Below are 17,343 nucleotides of genomic sequence, written 5' to 3' on the forward strand. Positions count from 1 at the left end.
ATTATAATTCAATTCCCTCTGCCCGCGATAAGATCTCCGGATCTCCGTCGGTAATCAGCACGGTATTCTCATAATGTGCGGAACGTGAGCCGTCCATTGTCACAACAGTCCAGCCATCGTTCAGCCAGCCGACTGCATAGCCTCCGATATTAATCATCGGCTCGATTGCTATGACCATCCCCGGTTTCAGCTTTGGTCCTTTAAACAGTTTGGGATAGTTCGGAACATTTGGATCTTCGTGGAGATGCGCTCCGACACCATGTCCAACCAGATCTCGTACAGCCGAATATCCTCTTTTTGTAACATACCCAAAAACCGCCTTGGATATATCATTTATATGATTACCCGCTCTACACTGTGCAAGCGCCTGAAAAAAACTTTCCTTTGTTACCTGAATCAATTGTTCAGACTCCGGATTGATCTTCCCGACGCCATACGTTCTTGCAGAATCCGAGTGATATCCCTTGTATATAACTCCGGCATCGAGACTTACGATATCGCCTTCCTGCAGAATTCTTTCTCTCGAAGGAATACCATGTACAACCTCGTCGTTGACAGATACACAGATGGACGCCGGATACCCCTGATAATTCAGAAAAGACGGTTCACATCCGCAACTTCGGATAAATTCCTCACCACATTTGTCAATCTCATATGTGGATATGCCCGGTTTTATAATTTTCTTCAGTTCCTCATGCGTCCGGGCGAGAATTTCTCCCGCCTTACGCATAAGTTCTATCTCTTGTTCTGTTTTGATTATGATCGCCATTTTGAACTCCGATACAGATATTAACCTAAAATAGCTACAATCGCATCAAATACATCCTTCATGTCCTTTGTTCCATCTACCTCGGCGATAACACCCTTCTTTGTATAGAAGTCAATGAGCGGCTGTGTCTGCTCATGGTAAACCTTTAAACGATTCAGGACTGTCTCCGGCTTATCGTCATCACGCAGGATCAAGTCAGCACCACAAGTATCACACTTGCCTTCTACCTTTGTTGGATTGTATACGATATGATAAGTTGCGCCACATCCTACACACGCACGTCTGCCAGACATTCTATTTACAATGTTCTCATCCGGTACTTCTACATTCACAGCATAGTCGATTTTCTCGCCATTTGCAGCAAGTGCAGCATCAAGAGCCTCCGCCTGTGGAATCGTTCTTGGGAATCCGTCCAGGATATATCCGTTCTTGCAGTCATCTGCCTTAAAACGATCCATGATCAGGTCTACAACCAGTTCATCCGGAACAAGCAGTCCCTTGTCCATGTATTCCTTAGCCTTTGCACCAAGTTCTGTACCGTTCTTGATGTTCGCACGGAAGATATCACCCGTTGAAATGTGTGGGATTCCGTACTTTTCAGCTAACATCTTTGCCTGTGTTCCTTTACCTGCACCAGGTGCGCCTAACATAATAATCTTCAAATTATTGTCCCTCCATACTTTCATTCTCTTTGTCTCTTTGCCTTTTGGTTCCACAAAATTAATTTCCCTATAACCAGGAATAGGAATGTATCCATAGGATACACTCCTGCTTCCTTTTATCGACATTTAATCATTCAAGAATCCTGAATAATTACGTACAATCATCTTAGACTCGATCTGATCAATCGTCTCAAGAACTACACCTACAATAATAATCAATGAAGTTCCGCCGAATGATACATTTGCTCCAAACATTCCGTTAAAGAAGATTGGGATAATCGCAACGATCAACAAACCAACCGCACCGATAAATACGATGTAATTCAGTATTTTATTCAAATAATCCTGTGTAGGTTTACCAGGACGAATACCCGGAATAAATCCGCCGCCCTTCTTTAAGTTATTTGCAACCTCCATCGGATTAAATGTAACCGATGTATAGAAATATGCAAAGAATACAACTAACAGGATATAAACTATCAGACCTATGTTCGCCCATGGATATGCAGGATTAAACCAATAATTGGAATTCATGCCTCTTAAAATCTTTGCCCATACACCACTGGTATTGATGCTGAATAAGTTTACAACTACCATTGGTACGGAAAGAATCGATGAAGCGAAGATGACCGGGATAACGCTGGATGTATTAACCTTCAGAGGAATATGACTCTGCTGGCCGCCCATCATTCTTCTTCCCTGCACCTTCTGTGCATGCTGTACCGGAATCTTTCTGACACCGCCCTGTAACAATACAACCAATACAGTCGTTACAAGAATAACAGCTAAGATAATTGCTGCTGCAATTACCTGATCTACAATATCCTGACCCTTCATGAACTTTGTATATAAATCTGAAAAATCGCTTGGCATTCTGGATACGATGTTTATCAACAGGATAATAGAAATACCGTTGCCAACACCTTTTTCCGTCACGCGTTCACCAAGCCACATAACAAATGCACTACCGGTTGTAAGCGTTACGATAACCAGAAGATAACCAAGTGGTCCGGTAACTGTCATATAATGTCCACGGCCGAAACCGATGACAAGTCCGAGACTCTCAATTACAGCCAAGAAAATTGTTACATATCTTGTAATAGCTGTAATCTTCTTTCTTCCATCTTCTCCATCCTTCTGCATCTCTTCCAATGCCGGAATTGCAATCGTAAGAAGCTGAATAATAATGGAAGAAGTAATATATGGTGTTACATTCAATGCAAAAATAGACATCTGCGTGAAAGAACCACCGGTGAACGAACTCAGGAAGCTATTTGCATCACCGAGTGCGCTCTCCAGATATTCTTTAATTGCAAGTGTGTTCAATCCAGGAACTGGAATCAATGAACCCAAACGGATGACTATCAGGACAAAGAATGTAAAGAGCAATCCCATACGGATCTCTTTGACCTTAAAAGCGTCACGCAAGGTTTTGAACATACTAAATCACCTCTGCTTTTCCACCAAGAGCTTCAATCTTCTCTGCAGCGGACTTACTGAAAGCATTTGCCTTAACAGTAAGCTTTTTAGTCAACTCTCCATTTCCTAAAATCTTAACACCATCTCTGGCGTTCTTTACAATACCTGCCTCGATCAATGTAGCTACAGATACCTCTGCACCATCTTCGAATCTCTCGAGAACTGAAAGGTTGATTGCAACGATCTCCTTATGATTTCTGCTTGTGAATCCTCTCTTAGGGATTCTTCTGTAAAGTGGCATCTGTCCACCTTCGAAGCCCGGTCTTGGAGCTCCAGAACGAGCCTTCTGACCCTTGTGGCCCTTACCAGCAGTCTTACCATTTCCTGAACCATGTCCACGGCCTCTTCTGAAGCTATCGCTTGATACAGCGCCTTCAGCTGGCTTTAAACTTGATAAATTCATGACTGTTCCTCCTTCTAACAAATTAAGCTTCTTCTACTTTTACTAAGTGACGAACCTGCTGTACCATTCCCATTGTAGCTGCATTGTTTGGAAGTTCTACAGTCTTATGCATCTTTGTAAGACCAAGTGCCTTAACAGTTGCTCTATGCTTAGGAATTGCACCGATTGGTGACTTTACTAATGTTACTTTTACCTTATCTGCCATCTCAAATTACCTCCTTAGTTAAGAATCTCGTCTAAAGACTTACCACGGAGTTTTGCAATCTCTTCAGGGGACTTAATTGCCTTAAGACCCTCGATTGTAGCAAGAACAACATTCTGCTTGTTGTTAGAGCCGAGAGACTTTGTACGGATGTTCTTATATCCTGCAAGCTCAAGTACCTTACGAGCAGGACCACCAGCGATGATACCGGTACCTTCCGGTGAAGACTTCAGCAGTACGCTTGCGCTGCCGAACTTACCTGTATAATCATATGGAATACTTCCATTCTCGTTAATATCAACTTTTACAAGTTTCTTGATTGCATCCTCTTTTGCCTTGCGGATTGCCTCAGGGACCTCAGCTGCCTTACCTAAGCCGGCACCTACGTGTCCGTTCTTATCTCCGACAACTACAAGAGCAGCAAATCTCATGTTACGTCCACCTTTTACAACTTTGGTGACACGCTTAATGTTTACTACGCTATCTTCCAATTCTAAATTAGAAGCATCGATAATTTCACGTTTCATGTGTTGTTCTCCTCCCTATTAGAATTCAAGACCAGCTTCTCTAGCAGCATCTGCTAAAGCCTGAATCTTACCCTGATATATAAAACCGCCTCTGTCAAAGACAACTTCCTTGATACCTGCATCAAGAGCCTTCTGTGCAATTACCTTGCCAAGATAAGCTGCTGCTGCAACATCATTTGTCTTCTCTAACTGATCCTTTACGTCCTTCTGAACTGTTGAAGCTGACACTAAAGTGTTACCAACTGTATCGTCAATAATCTGAGCGTACATATGATTATTACTTCTGAATACAGCAAGTCTTGGTCTTTCAGCAGTGCCGCTAAAACGGTTACGAACTCTTAAATGCTTCTTAATACGAATAGCACTTCTTGATTCCTTTTTAATCATATCTTTTCACTCCCTTATTATTTCTTACCAGTCTTACCAACTTTACGTCTGATAACTTCATCAACGTACTTGATACCCTTGCCCTTATATGGCTCTGGGGCTCTCTTCTCACGGATTTCGGCAGCATACTGGCCAACCTTTTCCTTGTCGATACCGCTAACAGTGATCTTGTTACCATCTACAGTTGTTGTGATTCCATCCGGATCAATCATCTCAACCGGATGTGAGTAACCAAGTGCAAGGTTCAGCTTGTTACCCTGCTTAGCTGCTCTGTAACCAACACCGTTAACTTCCAAAACCTTTGTATATCCCTCAGTTACACCAATTACCATGTTGTGAATGAGAGTTCTTGTAAGACCATGAAGTGAACGCATCTTCTTCAAGTCGTTTGGTCTGTTTACGAGAATCTCTTCGCCTTCCTGCTTGATCTCCATCTCTGCTGGAAGTACTCTCTCAAGAGTTCCCTTTGGTCCCTTTACAGTCACCTTATTATTTTCTGCTATCTCAACAGTTACGCCTGCCGGAATAGCGATAGGCATTCTTCCGATTCGTGACATTTCGCCTTGTCCTCCTTAATTATTCTCTTGTGGAAAATCCCGACTACCAAATGAAAGCCAGTACTTCTCCACCAACATTTTCTTTTCTTGCTTCCTTATCTGTTAATACACCCTTGTTTGTAGAGATGATTGCTGTACCGAGGCCACCGAGTACCTTTGGAAGCTCATCCTTTGATGCGTATACACGAAGACCAGGCTTAGAGATTTTCTTAAGACCTGTAAGGATCTTCTCGTTCTTGTTTGCACCATACTTAAGTGTAATCTTGATTGTCTTGAAGTTTCCTTCCTCAACAACGTCAACTGCCTTGACATAACCTTCCTTGAGGAGAATGTCTGCAATCGCCAGCTTCATCTTTGAAGCAGGTATATCTACTGTATCATGTTTTGCAGTATTTGCATTACGGATTCTTGTAAGCATATCTGCAATTGGATCGCTCATTGACATAGCTTTGTTTCCTCCTTATTCTTCTTCACTCTTACCAGCTTGACTTCTTAACGCCTGGTATCTGTCCCTTGTATGCTAACTCACGGAAACATACTCTACAAATTCCATATTTTCTCAAAACTGAATGTGGACGACCACAAATCTTGCAACGAGTGTACTCTCTGGTAGAAAACTTCTGAGGACGCTGCTGCTTAATCTTCATAGATGTTTTAGCCATAGTTCATTTCCTCCTACTTCTTAAATGGCATACCGAACAAAGTCAATAACTCACGAGCTTCCTCGTCTGTCTCAGCTGTGGTAACGAAGATGATATCCATACCTCTTACCTTATCAACCTTATCGTACTCGATTTCAGGGAAAATAAGCTGCTCCTTGATACCTAATGCATAGTTACCTCTACCATCAAAAGCATCCGGATTAACACCTCTAAAGTCACGTACTCGTGGAAGTGCAAGGTTTACAAGTCTGTCTGTAAACTCATACATCTTCTCGCCACGAAGTGTAACCTTACATCCGATTGGCATACCTTCTCTTAACTTGAAGTTCGCTACGGACTTCTTAGCACGTGTTACAACTGCCTTCTGACCTGTGATTGTCTCAAGATCCTTGATTGCAGTATCTAAAACCTTTGCGTTTTCCTTTGCTTCTCCAACGCCCATGTTGATAACGATCTTATCAAGCTTTGGAATCTGCATTACATTCTTATATCCAAACTTCTTAACCATAGCATCTTTAATTTCGTTGCTATATAAATCTTTAAGTCTGCTCAAAATCTTCTGCCTCCTTCCCTATATTAATCGATAACTTCTGTCTTGCCATCGATCTTGGCTACTCTGACCTTATCCTTCTTCTCACCCTGGAAACCAATACGAACCGGCTTACCCTTGTAGAGATACATAACGTTTGAAAGGTCGATAGGAGCTTCCTTATCAATGATTCCGCCCTGCTGGTTCTGCATACTTGGCTTGCTGTGCTTATGAACGATGTTTACGCCCTCAACAAGTACCTTGTTGTTCTTAGCATCAACAGATAATACCTTACCTTCTTTGCCCTTATCCTTACCGGCAATGACCTGAACCATATCGTCTTTTTTAATCTTCATAGTTGCCATCGTCGCTACCTCCTATAATACTTCTGGTGCAAGAGACACGATCTTCATGAACTTCTTGTCTCTCAATTCTCTAGCGACAGGTCCAAAAATACGTGTTCCTCTTGGATTTCCGTCATCCTTAATAATAACTGCTGCGTTCTCATCAAACTTGATGTAGGAACCGTCCTTACGACGTGCACCCTTCTTAGAACGTACAACTACGGCTTTCACAACATCACCCTTTTTTACAACTCCGCCTGGTGTTGCGTCTTTAACTGAGGCAACGATGACATCACCGATATTTGCATATCTTCTTGTAGAACCGCCTAACACGCGAATGCAGAGGATTTCCTTAGCACCTGTGTTATCAGCAACTCTAAGTCTTGTTTCCTGCTGTACCATTTTGTCTGCGCCTCCTTACTTAGCCTTCTCGATAATCTCGACAAGTCTCCATCTCTTATCCTTTGCCAAAGGTCTTGTCTCCATTACTCTTACTCTATCGCCAACTTTACACTCATTGTTCTCATCATGTGCCTTGAGCTTGTAAGTTCTCTTTACAATCTTACCGTAAAGAGGATGCTTTACATTATCAACGATTGACACAACGATTGTTTTGTCCATCTTATCACTTGTAACTAAACCTACACGTGTTTTTCTCAGATTTCTGTCCACAATATGTTCCTCCTTTTACGATAATTATGCGTTCGCTTTCTGAGCGATTAATGTCTGAATTCTGGCAATGTTCTTACGAACAACCTTAATTCTGCTTGTGTTCTCAAGCTGGTTAGTGGCGTTCTGGAATCTCAAGTTGAATAATTCCTTCTTAGCAGCTACTAACTCGCTCTGCAATTCTTCCAGAGACTTTGCGTTTAATTCGTTCTTATAATCCTTAAGCTTCACCGCCATTAACCTCCTTGTCTAAATCTGCTTTTGATACAATCTTACACTTAACAGGCAACTTGTGTGTAGCGAGACGAAGTGCCTCTTTTGCTGTCTCTTCTGGTATACCAGCGATCTCAAACAATACTCTGCCCGGCTTAACTACTGCTACCCAGTACTCCAGAGCTCCCTTACCGGAACCCATACGAGTTTCAGCAGGCTTTGCTGTTACCGGCTTATCTGGGAAAATCTTAATCCAGACTTTACCATTACGCTTTACATATCTTGTCATAGCGATACGGGCAGCCTCAATCTGATTAGACTTGATCCAAGCAGGCTCAAGTGCTACGATACCATATTCGCCGTTTGTAATCTTATTTCCTCTGAGCGCCTTACCAGCCATAGTGCCTCTGAACTGCTTACGACGCTTTACTCTCTTAGGCATTAACATTATTTATCGCTCCCTTCCTTGTTTCCTTTAGTAGGAAGTACTTCACCGTGGTAAACCCATACCTTAACACCAACTTTACCATAAGTTGTGTTTGCCTCAGCAAAACCATAATCGATGTTTGCACGAAGAGTCTGAAGAGGAATCTTACCCTCTGTATAGAACTCTGTTCTAGCCATATCTGCACCGCCAAGACGTCCTGAACAGCAAGCCTTGATACCAAGTGCACCCATCTTCATTGTTCTGCTCATGCAAGACTTCATAGCACGTCTGAATGAGATACGATTCTCAAGCTGCTGTGCAATGTTCTCTGCTACTAACTGAGCATCAAGATCCGGCTTCTTAATCTCCTTGATGTCGATGAAGAGCTTCTTAGAAGTGAACTTCTGAAGCTTTGCCTTGATCTCGTTGATACCAGCGCCGCCCTTACCGATTACTACACCAGGCTTAGCTGTATATAAGTTTACTCTTACCTTATCTGCTGTTCTCTCGATTTCGATCTTAGAGATGTTTGCAGAATAAAGCTGCTTCTTTAAAAACTCACGAATTTTATAATCCTCAACAAGGTTATCTGAGAATTCTCCGTCCTTGGTATCAGCATACCACTTTGAATCCCAATCCTTGATGATTCCGACTCTTAAACCATGTGGATTAACTTTCTGTCCCATTGCTTACCTCCTATCTTGCATCCAGCACAACAGTGATGTGGCTTGTTCTCTTCTCGATTCTGTAAGCTCTACCCTGTGCTCTCGGCTGAATTCTCTTCATTGTTGGTCCTTTGTTTGCATAGCACTCAGCGATGTAAAGGTCTTCAACCTTCATACCGTTGTTGTTCTCTGCATTCGCAATAGCGGACTTCAATAACTTCTCAATTACCTTTGATGCATAACGATTGTTGTAAGCAAGAATACCAAGTGCTGAAGTTACATCCTTGCCTCTGATCGCATCTAATACGAAACATGCCTTAGTTACTGAAATTCTTGCATATGAAACAGTAGCCTTAGGTCTTGTATCCTTATTCTCATTTCTGAGTCTCTTAATCTGGGATCTATGTCCTTTTGCCATGAATGTGTCCTCCTTTCGACTTATCTCTTCTTACCCTTCTTCTCATCTTTGCCATGTCCTCTGTATGTTCTTGTTGCAACGAACTCACCGAGCTTATGACCAACCATATCCTCAGTTACATATACAGGCACATGCTTTCTTCCATCATATACAGCGATTGTATGACCAACGAATGATGGGAAGATTGTTGAACGACGTGACCATGTCTTAATGACGTCCTTCTTGCTGTCAGCGTTCATAGCATCTATCTTCTTTAACAAATAACCATCTGCAAATGGTCCTTTCTTTAATGAACGAGCCATAACTTACCTCCTTACTTAACGTTCTTACCGTCTCTTGTTCTTACAATATACTTGTTAGACTGCTTGTTCTTCTTTCTGGTCTTAAGTCCCAGTGCCGGCTTACCCCAAGGAGTAGATGGGCCAGAACGACCGATCGGTGCTCTACCTTCACCACCACCGTGTGGGTGATCGTTCGGGTTCATAACAGAACCACGTACTGTTGGGCGAACACCCATGTGACGCTTACGTCCTGCTTTACCGATGTTAACAAGTCCGTGCTCGATGTTACCAACCTGACCGATTGTTGCACGGCAAACGATAGGAACCATTCTCATTTCGCCGGATGGAAGTCTGAGTGTTGCATACTTGCCTTCCTTTGCCATGAGCTGAGCGGAGTTACCTGCGGAACGTACAAGCTGTGCGCCCTTTCCAGGATAAAGCTCAATGTTGTGAATCTCAGTACCAACTGGAATATTTGCAAGTGGTAAACAGTTACCAACCTTGATTTCTGCATTTGCACCATTCATAAGCTCGTCGCCAACCTTAAGGCCAACCGGAGCAATGATGTATGCCTTCTCGCCATCTGCATAGTAAAGCAGTGCGATATTTGCTGTTCTATTTGGATCGTACTCGATTGCAGCTACCTTAGCCGGGATATCATCCTTTGTTCTCTTGAAGTCGATGACTCTGTACTTCTGTCTGTTACCACCGCCGATATGTCTTACTGTAATCTTACCCTGATTGTTACGTCCTGCTGTCTTGTCCTTCTTTGCAAGAAGGGATTTCTCTGGAGTACTCTTTGTGATCTCCTCGAAATCAAGACCTGTCATATTCCTTCTGGAAGGTGTATATGGGTTATATGTCTTAATTCCCATTTTTGTTCTCCTTTCGAATCTCAATTTATTATCGTGCTTTTATTGCACATAGTTTTACATCTTAAAGACCTTCGAATAACTCGATGTCTGCACTCTCAGCTGTAAGCTGAACGATTGCCTTCTTAGTCTTTGCTGTCTTGCCGTAGGTCATTCCACGTCTCTTTGTCTTACCATCCTGATTCATTGTGTTGACCTTAGCAACCTTTGCTCCCTCGAACATCTTCTCTACAGCTTCCTTAACCTGAGCCTTGGTAGCTTCCGGATGTACAAGAAAAGTGTACTTCTTCTCAGCCATAGCGTTCATACTCTTCTCTGTAAGAACCGGCTTAAGGATAACGTCATAATACTTAATATCTGCCATTATGCATACACCTCCTCGATTGCTGCTACTGCATCCTTTGTAAGTACGAGTGAATCATACTTCAGAATGTCGTATACATTGAGTGAATTTGTCATTGTTGTCTTAACTGTAGGGATGTTTCTGGCTGAAAGAACAACCTTCTCATCCTTATCCTTTGTTACAACCAAAGCCTTAGGAGCCTTTAAGTTGTCAAGGATCTGAACAAACTTTGAAGTCTTGATCTCATCCAGGTTGAATGCATCAACTACTACAAGCTTAGCATCCTGAACCTTTGATGTAAGAGCAGACTTCATAGCGATCTGCTTCTCTCTCTTGTTCATCTTCATAGAGTAATCTCTTGGCTTTGGTGCAAATACAACACCACCGCCTGTCCACTGTGGAGATCTTGTAGAACCCTGTCTTGCATGACCTGTTCCCTTCTGTCTCCAAGGCTTTCTACCGCCACCAGATACTTCAGAACGTGTCTTTGCGCTCTGTGTTCCCTGACGACCGTTTGCTAACTGGCTTACAACTGCCAGATGTACTAAATGCTCATTTATCTCAACACCGAATACGTTGTCGTTAAGCTCAAGCTTATCTACTTCTTTACCTTCGATGTTATAAACTGCTACTGTTGCCATCTAATGATCCTCCTTCCTGAAAGCCCGGCTTATTTGCCAGTCTTTACTGTTTCCTTAATCATTACTAATGATTTCTTTGGTCCAGGAACGGCACCCTTTACCAAAATTACGTTGTTCTCTACATCTATCTTAACAATCTCAAGGTTCTGTACTGTAACTCTTACATTACCCATATGTCCAGGCATCTTCTTACCCTTGAATACTCTACCTGGTGTTGTTGCAGAACCATTGGAACCTGCATGACGATGATACTTGGAACCATGAGCTGAAGGACCAGACTTCATACCGAATCTCTTGATACCGCCTGCGTATCCCTTACCCTTTGACTTTGCAGTAACATCAATCTTGTCACCCTCTGCAAAGATATCAGCTTTGATCTCATCACCTGCGTTGTAATCAGCTACGTTCTCAAGTCTGAACTCACGAACGAACTTCTTAGGTGTTGTGCCAGCCTTCTTGAAGTGACCAACCTCTGCCTTACCAGCGCCATGTGGGTTTCTGATTACTTTCTTTCCAGAAACATCCTTTGTTGTTACTCTTTCTTTCTTTTCGCCGAAACCAACCTGTACTGCATCGTAACCGTCGTTATCAACTGTCTTTACCTGAGTTACAACACATGGTCCAGCCTGTAAAACTGTTACTGGTGTTAAAACACCGTCTTCGTTGAAGATTTGAGTCATTCCGACTTTTGTTGCTAAAATAGCCTTCTTCATGAATTTTTTCCTCCTAATTTTAATTCACAGCGGATTGCCGGAGCAATCATTCTAAATTCGCTTTCGCGTAATTAGGTACTGCAATAAACATTTTAATTTGATGAATTACTTCATCTTTACATTAACATATACACCAGCTGAAACATCAAGCTTCTGAAGAGCATCGATTGTCTTCTGTGATGGTGTAAGTACATCAATGAGTCTCTTGTGAGTTCTCTGCTCGAACTGTTCTCTGGAATCCTTATACTTATGAACAGCTCTGAGGATTGTGATTTTCTCAACCTTTGTAGGCATCGGAACAGGACCTGAAACCTTTGCTCCTGTACTCTTGATCGTCTCGATGATCTGCTTTGCAGCCTGATCGATTAACTTGTGATCGTACGCCTTCAATGTGATTCTCATTACTTGACTTGCCATAAAAAAAGCCGCCTCCTTTTCGCACTTTTTGTAGTACGACAAGTGGTGACTGTACAACTTTCCCGTGTGTTTCCTATCTTATCTCGCACCGAAGTGCTTTTGATATCTTCACACGTCATCTCTGGCATTGCCAGATGGTTATTGAGTACAGTGACTTGTCGCCAGTTATCGTTAATTGACATTCGCTCCACGAAAAACCTATGTCATGCATAGCAACCTTCGCTTCTACGCTATCAATGTCACAGCAAGGGTTATTATACTCAATACCACCTGTAAATGCAAGAGTTTTTTTTATTTTTTTGTATTTTTTTCGATACGCCGGTATGTCCGCCAGATTCCTATCTTTTTTGCATTTTTCTATGTTTCTTCTATAATAATGTACCGGGGATATCATAATGCTTTGTTTCATAAGCAGATTGGCGCCGCTTATGAATATGAATACGGATGACTGTATATATTCTGTACCGCTACTTACGAATACTGATTGTCGTCTGTATTCTGTACCGCTACTTACGAATACGGATTGTTGTCTGTATTCTGTCCCGATGTATACGGAACACTTGGGGCACCATCCGGTGTCTGGTTATATGCCTGTCCGGTGACTGGATTTACCACACTTGCATCATATGGCTGTCCGGTTACCGGATTTACATAAGGATTACCCGGCTGTCCCATCGCCGGTGTTGCATTTGTATAAGCAAGATTCTTCTCATTCTTAATCTGTTTGTTAATCTTTGCAAACGCTACAATACAGAGCACGCCGATTGCCAATGCGCCAAGCACGATTGCCCAGCCAAAAAATCTTGTCTGCGTAGCATCGACTGCAACCGTATAATAATCGCAGTAATCTGTAATGCCGGATGACGCCAGCGCATCTCTGTAATAGCCTTCGATTTCCGGATCCAGTGTACGAATCTGTCCTTCAATCGCAATTGCATCGCTGAAGTTTGCATTATCATCATTTGCAAGTTCATCCAGCTTTTCGATTGTCTTCTTGTTCTTGACTGTAAGTACAATCACCTTTGCCTCGGAAATATCCGTCATGCTATCATCGCCAAGGACAATCGCATAATGCTGTTCTTTCCCTACCGGAATGATTCCGTTGATCTTATGCTGTGTCTCTGCAAAGTTTCCAAGCACAAGATAGCTGTCTGTTCTTACATGATCGTCCTTCTGCGGGCGGACATTCGCTGCGATCTCATTTAAGTCCTTTGCCTTGCCTCCAAGCAGATAATCCATGTCGCCAATGAAGCACATGATTGCCAGCAGCACGAAAATAATTCCGACGATCAGGCTGACGATTGCACCGCCTTTTTTGTTCTGAGTCTTTGGTTTCATAATTTTCCTCCTCTTCCCTCTCTTTTACTTTAGTAGATTATATATAGAAGGAACGATGTGCATTTCCTCGCACATGCGCTCAACTTCCTGTAAACTGCGCTCCCGTTTTTCTTTCGGGATTGCAGATTTTACAGCACGTATCAGCAGATTCTTCGGTGAATGTGCAAAATCCACAAACTCCAGAATCTGTGTCTTGTATCCCCGGTAGGTTAACATATCCGCACGCACCGCATCGGTTGCAAGTGCCGCCATACGTTCTTTGATAATGCCATATTCCATCATCGGCGCCAACAATTCACTCTCAATCTGTCCATTTACCTCATGCTGGCAGCACGGCACAGACAGAATGTATTTTGCATTCCACTGTACAGCGTTGAACAGCGCATAATCAGTCGCCGTATCACACGCATGCAATGTCACAACCATATCGACCGGCATCTTCGTCTTGTAGCCGTTGATGTCGCCTAATTCAAAATGCAGGTGATCATAACCATACTTCTCCGCCGCCTCGTTACAGTGTTTTATCACATCCGCCTTCAGATCCAGTCAGATGATCTCCGCTTTTTTCTTACGGATTTCTACTATATAATAGTAGAGGACGAATGTCAGATAGGATTTGCCGCATCCAAAGTCAAGAATATGGATTTCATCCTTCGTCTCATTCTTCAGCACATCATCGACAAGCTCCACAAACCGATTAATCTGCTTGTACTTGTCATACATAGAACGGACAACTTTTCCATCTTTTGTGAATATACCCATATCTACAAGCGGCGGAACCATCATACCCTCCTGCAGAATATAATTCTTCTTGCGGTTGTGTTCGCCCCGACGGCTGTTCATCTTATCTGTCAATGCTGTTACATCGCTGCCACTGGCCTTTGCAAGCTTCGATGTACCGGACTGTTTCGCCGGAAGTCTGGTTGCGTTCGTCAGCAGTTTGCCTTTCTTCGTCATCTTGAAGCTGTATTCCTTCTCTTCGGTGAATACATTCATCTGGCACAAATGCTCCGGGAAATGTACAAGCAGCTTGTCCGCAAGTTTGTCTAAGCTGACATTCTCCTGAAAGACCTGCTTTTCTGTATACGCTGCTATCTGACAAAGTTCTTTCCCACGTACTGTTGTCCATGTTACTTCCACTTTTCGATATTGATATGTTTTATCCTGCCGGTTGCTTATGATGATCCGCATCATCTGCGAAAACAGCCGTTCAAGTTGTTCTTTTACTTTCTCCATAATGAAGCCTCTTTTTTCATATATGGTTTTATTATATCTAACCTTCCTACATGTTTCAACTTAATTTTTATGCTGATTTGAGAGTTTTTCCGGTTTTTTACCGCTTTGCTCCTACACGCTTGATTCCTCTTTTTTTCCACTTGGAGCAATCTTCCGGTTTTCCTACACTTTGCTCCTACCCGCTTGCTTTCTCAGACAAAAAAACATAAGAAAACACGCCGGCATGAGCCGACGCGTTTCGCGGGGGAGAAGAATTGGTTTATAAACCAATCTATATTATTCAGCAGATATAGCTGCTGTCTTAATAATGAATTTTGTTACGCCTGCTGCATCGTCAGACTTACCGCCGAAGCTGTCATACTCGGTTGCAGCTTCCATCGCTGCCTGCAGTCTTGCAACAGAATCCTTCACGTCGCCGTTGTATGCACTGATCATCTTCTTGATTGCTTCATCATTCAATGCCACAAGGTTCTCATTCAAAGTAGCTGCACCGTCAGCAACCTGTCCGGCACCATCCTTCAACTGATCAACACCTGTCTTCAATGTACCGGCACCACTCTTCAGGGAAACTGCGCCATCCTTCAACTGTCCGGCACCGCTTGCCAATGCATTCGCACCGTTTACAAGCTGGCTGATACCATTCTTCAATGCCGGTACAGAACCTGCCAATGTGGAGGTTCCCTTTGCAAGCGCATTCGCACCACTTACTAAGCTGTAACCATTTGCCTGTGTGGCTTCGATCTGAGAAGCGATCGTTGCCTTTGCTGTCTCAGCACCCTGTACGGCTGCAGCACCTGCTGCTGTAGATGCTGCCGAAGATGCTGCCGTCTTACACGCATCAACAACCGATTGCCCAATAGCTGCACTGCCTTTTTCCACAAGTCCTGCTGTTGTAGCCTGTGCCAAATCCTTCAGTTTTTTATCTACATCATTTTGAATAGTGGTCCTATTACTGTCATTACCCATATAATCATTATATGCCTTTGCGAAAGTGAGCGCGCCCGCAGTCTGAGCCTCCTGAGCAATCTGATCTATATCTGTTCGTCCAGCATTTTCGGCGTCCTGTTTTACTTTTTCAGCTGCCCCCGCAGAAGCCGCCTGTGCCGCAAGAGCTGCTTTTCCTGCCAGTGCCGAATCAACCATTGTGTCAAACATTTCTGCTTTATACTGCTGATACAATGCATCTGTTGCCGCATTCATATTTGTTGTATAATTTGATACCGCCTGTCCATAAATATACTTGTACGTATCCGTACCTGCAGCAAACTGTGTTTCTACCGCACTTGCTGCTGCCGTACCTGCCTGCTTTTGAACAGCCGCTTTCTCTTCATCCGTCATCTTTGCATTCACTGCTGCATCCAGCGTGTTGATACCATTTGCAATGGACTGTGCACTCTGGTCAATGACTGCAACACCACTTGCCAGATCACCGGATGAGCTTGACAGGCTTTCCATACCTTCTTTCAAGCTGCCTGCCCCTGTTGTCAAATCTCCCATCTTATCTGCCAATGTACCTGCACCACTTGCAAGCTGTCCGGCTCCATCCGAAAGCTGTCCGGCTCCATCCGATACTTGTGTTGCACCATCGGAAAGTTCGCCGGAACCATCGGCCAGCTGATTGCCAGCACTGCTCAGAGCTTCTGTCAGATCATCCAGATCTGTCAGATCCAGATCGCCGGAGTAGTCCATCTCAGAACCATTGACTAACATTGTCACTGTCATATCGAGTGAGAAGTCTGTCACATCTGCGCTTACTTCTACATAATCCGGAATCTCTGTATCAAGATCCTTGGCAGCATCCTTCACGCCACTGTCAAGGCCGGGAACTGCATAACCAACCACGATGTTGCTTTCGCCCTGCGTAAGATACTTGCCATTTGTTACCTGAATGTTCGTGAAGTTATCGCCGAGCACCATGCCGGATACTGCGACGAATGGTACGGAGATATCCTCATCCTTGCCATTTACATCTTTCGTAACAGTCTCATTGCTTGTGTAGTCCAGACGGATCTTTACCTTACCGCTCTTACCAGCCAGGTCTTCCGGTGAGATTTCATTTCCATCGAGATAATAAGTTGCCTTTACAGAAACCGGAAGCTGCTTATCGGTTGTACCCTGGTAGCTGATCTCATTTCCGGCTGCATCCCATGTAATCTTGTTTCCGTTCTGTGTAAATGTCTCGTCACCCTTGACATTTACGATATCCTTCAGGTCTGTGGTATCTTCGATTGTTGCGCTCTTGTCACGGTTCTTCAAAGTCTCGTTGACCAAGATGTTATCCACATCGCCGTTCGCCTTTGCAAATACATAGACGGTCTCATCCTTGTCGACATCTTTCTCTTTGAGGTTTACGTTATCTGCGAGCTGGTCTGCCAGATCATCGGTATTCATAATCGTTGTTGCGTCTGTATCACTTGCCTTGTCATCGCCCGCCAGATACTCCTTGTCATGCTTTGCAACATCCGTACCTGTGCCTGTGATACCTGCGACACAGGAAGCAACCGCAAGTGCAACCGCACCGGTCGAACCTGCAATATATTTTGTATTTTTCTTCCATTCTTTCTTATTTAAATGTTTCATAATATAATC

The 17,343-nt window shown here is 43.3% G+C and carries 26 protein-coding genes and 1 pseudogene; all 27 read right to left on the bottom strand.

The features are described from left to right. Nucleotide 1: 1 nt before the first annotated feature. The gene (map, locus tag KP625_RS07380) at nt 2–769 is read right to left on the bottom strand and encodes a type I methionyl aminopeptidase (RefSeq protein WP_238297003.1); all 768 of its coding nucleotides are present in this window, start codon (nt 767–769) and stop codon (nt 2–4) included. Between the two features lie 20 nt (nt 770–789). Then, nucleotides 790–1,431, bottom strand: coding sequence for an adenylate kinase (locus KP625_RS07385; RefSeq protein ID WP_021984679.1), 642 nt, complete (start codon nt 1,429–1,431; stop codon nt 790–792). Nucleotides 1,432–1,557: 126 nt separating this feature from the next. Next, nucleotides 1,558–2,871, bottom strand: coding sequence for a preprotein translocase subunit SecY (gene secY, locus KP625_RS07390; RefSeq protein ID WP_238297005.1), 1,314 nt, complete (start codon nt 2,869–2,871; stop codon nt 1,558–1,560). Nucleotide 2,872: 1 nt separating this feature from the next. Further along, on the bottom strand, nt 2,873–3,313 hold the full coding sequence (rplO, locus tag KP625_RS07395) for a 50S ribosomal protein L15 (protein ID WP_238297007.1): 441 nt from the start codon (nt 3,311–3,313) through the stop codon (nt 2,873–2,875). A 22-nt stretch (nt 3,314–3,335) separates the two neighbouring features. Then, nucleotides 3,336–3,518, bottom strand: coding sequence for a 50S ribosomal protein L30 (gene rpmD / locus KP625_RS07400; protein ID WP_177981965.1), 183 nt, complete (start codon nt 3,516–3,518; stop codon nt 3,336–3,338). Between the two features lie 14 nt (nt 3,519–3,532). After that, nucleotides 3,533–4,042 carry a 30S ribosomal protein S5 gene (gene rpsE, locus KP625_RS07405; RefSeq protein ID WP_021984683.1) on the bottom strand — a complete coding sequence of 170 codons (510 nt, stop codon included), beginning with the start codon at nt 4,040–4,042 and terminating at the stop codon, nt 3,533–3,535. A gap of 18 nt (nt 4,043–4,060) precedes the next feature. After that, complete coding sequence (rplR, locus tag KP625_RS07410) at nt 4,061–4,429, bottom strand: 50S ribosomal protein L18 (protein ID WP_021984684.1); 369 nt, start codon at nt 4,427–4,429, stop codon at nt 4,061–4,063. A 17-nt stretch (nt 4,430–4,446) separates the two neighbouring features. Then, entirely contained in the window at nt 4,447–4,986 is a 540-nt protein-coding gene (rplF, locus tag KP625_RS07415) for a 50S ribosomal protein L6 (RefSeq protein WP_238297008.1), read from the bottom strand. Between the two features lie 43 nt (nt 4,987–5,029). Then, nucleotides 5,030–5,431 carry a 30S ribosomal protein S8 gene (rpsH, locus tag KP625_RS07420; RefSeq protein WP_238297009.1) on the bottom strand — a complete coding sequence of 134 codons (402 nt, stop codon included), beginning with the start codon at nt 5,429–5,431 and terminating at the stop codon, nt 5,030–5,032. Nucleotides 5,432–5,462: 31 nt separating this feature from the next. Next, entirely contained in the window at nt 5,463–5,648 is a 186-nt protein-coding gene (locus tag KP625_RS07425) for a type Z 30S ribosomal protein S14 (RefSeq protein ID WP_238297010.1), read from the bottom strand. 13 nt (nt 5,649–5,661) lie between these two features. After that, nucleotides 5,662–6,201, bottom strand: a complete 540-nt coding sequence (rplE, locus tag KP625_RS07430; protein WP_021984688.1) for a 50S ribosomal protein L5 — start codon at nt 6,199–6,201, stop codon at nt 5,662–5,664. 23 nt (nt 6,202–6,224) lie between these two features. Then, a complete protein-coding gene (gene rplX / locus KP625_RS07435) occupies nt 6,225–6,542 on the bottom strand; it encodes a 50S ribosomal protein L24 (protein WP_238297011.1) in 318 nt (105 codons plus the stop codon). 12 nt (nt 6,543–6,554) lie between these two features. Further along, nucleotides 6,555–6,923 carry a 50S ribosomal protein L14 gene (gene rplN, locus KP625_RS07440; protein ID WP_021984690.1) on the bottom strand — a complete coding sequence of 123 codons (369 nt, stop codon included), beginning with the start codon at nt 6,921–6,923 and terminating at the stop codon, nt 6,555–6,557. A gap of 15 nt (nt 6,924–6,938) precedes the next feature. Next, the gene (gene rpsQ / locus KP625_RS07445) at nt 6,939–7,196 is read right to left on the bottom strand and encodes a 30S ribosomal protein S17 (RefSeq protein ID WP_238299922.1); all 258 of its coding nucleotides are present in this window, start codon (nt 7,194–7,196) and stop codon (nt 6,939–6,941) included. 21 nt (nt 7,197–7,217) lie between these two features. Continuing rightward, entirely contained in the window at nt 7,218–7,427 is a 210-nt protein-coding gene (gene rpmC / locus KP625_RS07450) for a 50S ribosomal protein L29 (RefSeq protein WP_177981955.1), read from the bottom strand. Beyond that, nucleotides 7,411–7,851 carry a 50S ribosomal protein L16 gene (gene rplP, locus KP625_RS07455; protein ID WP_238297023.1) on the bottom strand — a complete coding sequence of 147 codons (441 nt, stop codon included), beginning with the start codon at nt 7,849–7,851 and terminating at the stop codon, nt 7,411–7,413. Before rplP ends, rpmC begins: the two co-directional genes overlap by 17 nt. Then, nucleotides 7,851–8,516 carry a 30S ribosomal protein S3 gene (gene rpsC, locus KP625_RS07460; protein WP_238297025.1) on the bottom strand — a complete coding sequence of 222 codons (666 nt, stop codon included), beginning with the start codon at nt 8,514–8,516 and terminating at the stop codon, nt 7,851–7,853. The genes rplP and rpsC overlap by 1 nt, the downstream gene beginning before the upstream one ends. Before the next feature lie 10 nt (nt 8,517–8,526). Continuing rightward, nucleotides 8,527–8,913 carry a 50S ribosomal protein L22 gene (gene rplV, locus KP625_RS07465; RefSeq protein ID WP_238297026.1) on the bottom strand — a complete coding sequence of 129 codons (387 nt, stop codon included), beginning with the start codon at nt 8,911–8,913 and terminating at the stop codon, nt 8,527–8,529. 20 nt (nt 8,914–8,933) lie between these two features. Next, a complete protein-coding gene (gene rpsS / locus KP625_RS07470) occupies nt 8,934–9,215 on the bottom strand; it encodes a 30S ribosomal protein S19 (RefSeq protein WP_177981949.1) in 282 nt (93 codons plus the stop codon). A gap of 11 nt (nt 9,216–9,226) precedes the next feature. Beyond that, on the bottom strand, nt 9,227–10,069 hold the full coding sequence (gene rplB / locus KP625_RS07475) for a 50S ribosomal protein L2 (RefSeq protein ID WP_238297027.1): 843 nt from the start codon (nt 10,067–10,069) through the stop codon (nt 9,227–9,229). A gap of 61 nt (nt 10,070–10,130) precedes the next feature. Further along, nucleotides 10,131–10,430 carry a 50S ribosomal protein L23 gene (gene rplW / locus KP625_RS07480; protein WP_177981945.1) on the bottom strand — a complete coding sequence of 100 codons (300 nt, stop codon included), beginning with the start codon at nt 10,428–10,430 and terminating at the stop codon, nt 10,131–10,133. Further along, complete coding sequence (gene rplD / locus KP625_RS07485; protein ID WP_238297028.1) at nt 10,430–11,050, bottom strand: 50S ribosomal protein L4; 621 nt, start codon at nt 11,048–11,050, stop codon at nt 10,430–10,432. The genes rplW and rplD overlap by 1 nt, the downstream gene beginning before the upstream one ends. A 29-nt stretch (nt 11,051–11,079) precedes the next feature. Beyond that, a complete protein-coding gene (rplC, locus tag KP625_RS07490) occupies nt 11,080–11,763 on the bottom strand; it encodes a 50S ribosomal protein L3 (RefSeq protein ID WP_021984700.1) in 684 nt (227 codons plus the stop codon). 105 nt (nt 11,764–11,868) lie between these two features. Further along, nucleotides 11,869–12,180 (bottom strand): 30S ribosomal protein S10, encoded by a 312-nt coding sequence (gene rpsJ / locus KP625_RS07495; RefSeq protein ID WP_021984701.1) that lies wholly within the window; start codon nt 12,178–12,180, stop codon nt 11,869–11,871. 510 nt (nt 12,181–12,690) lie between these two features. Further along, the gene (locus tag KP625_RS07500; RefSeq protein ID WP_238297029.1) at nt 12,691–13,518 is read right to left on the bottom strand and encodes a DUF6709 family protein; all 828 of its coding nucleotides are present in this window, start codon (nt 13,516–13,518) and stop codon (nt 12,691–12,693) included. A 24-nt stretch (nt 13,519–13,542) separates the two neighbouring features. Then, nucleotides 13,543–14,754 (bottom strand): annotated as a pseudogene (locus KP625_RS07505) (class I SAM-dependent methyltransferase). Between the two features lie 276 nt (nt 14,755–15,030). Next, complete coding sequence (locus tag KP625_RS07510) at nt 15,031–17,334, bottom strand: hypothetical protein (protein ID WP_238297030.1); 2,304 nt, start codon at nt 17,332–17,334, stop codon at nt 15,031–15,033. Between the last annotated feature and the right edge of the window lie 9 nt (nt 17,335–17,343).

Origin of the sequence: Eubacterium sp. MSJ-33 (genome assembly GCF_022174665.1) — a bacterium.
GTDB lineage: Bacteria > Bacillota > Clostridia > Lachnospirales > Lachnospiraceae > Coprococcus_C.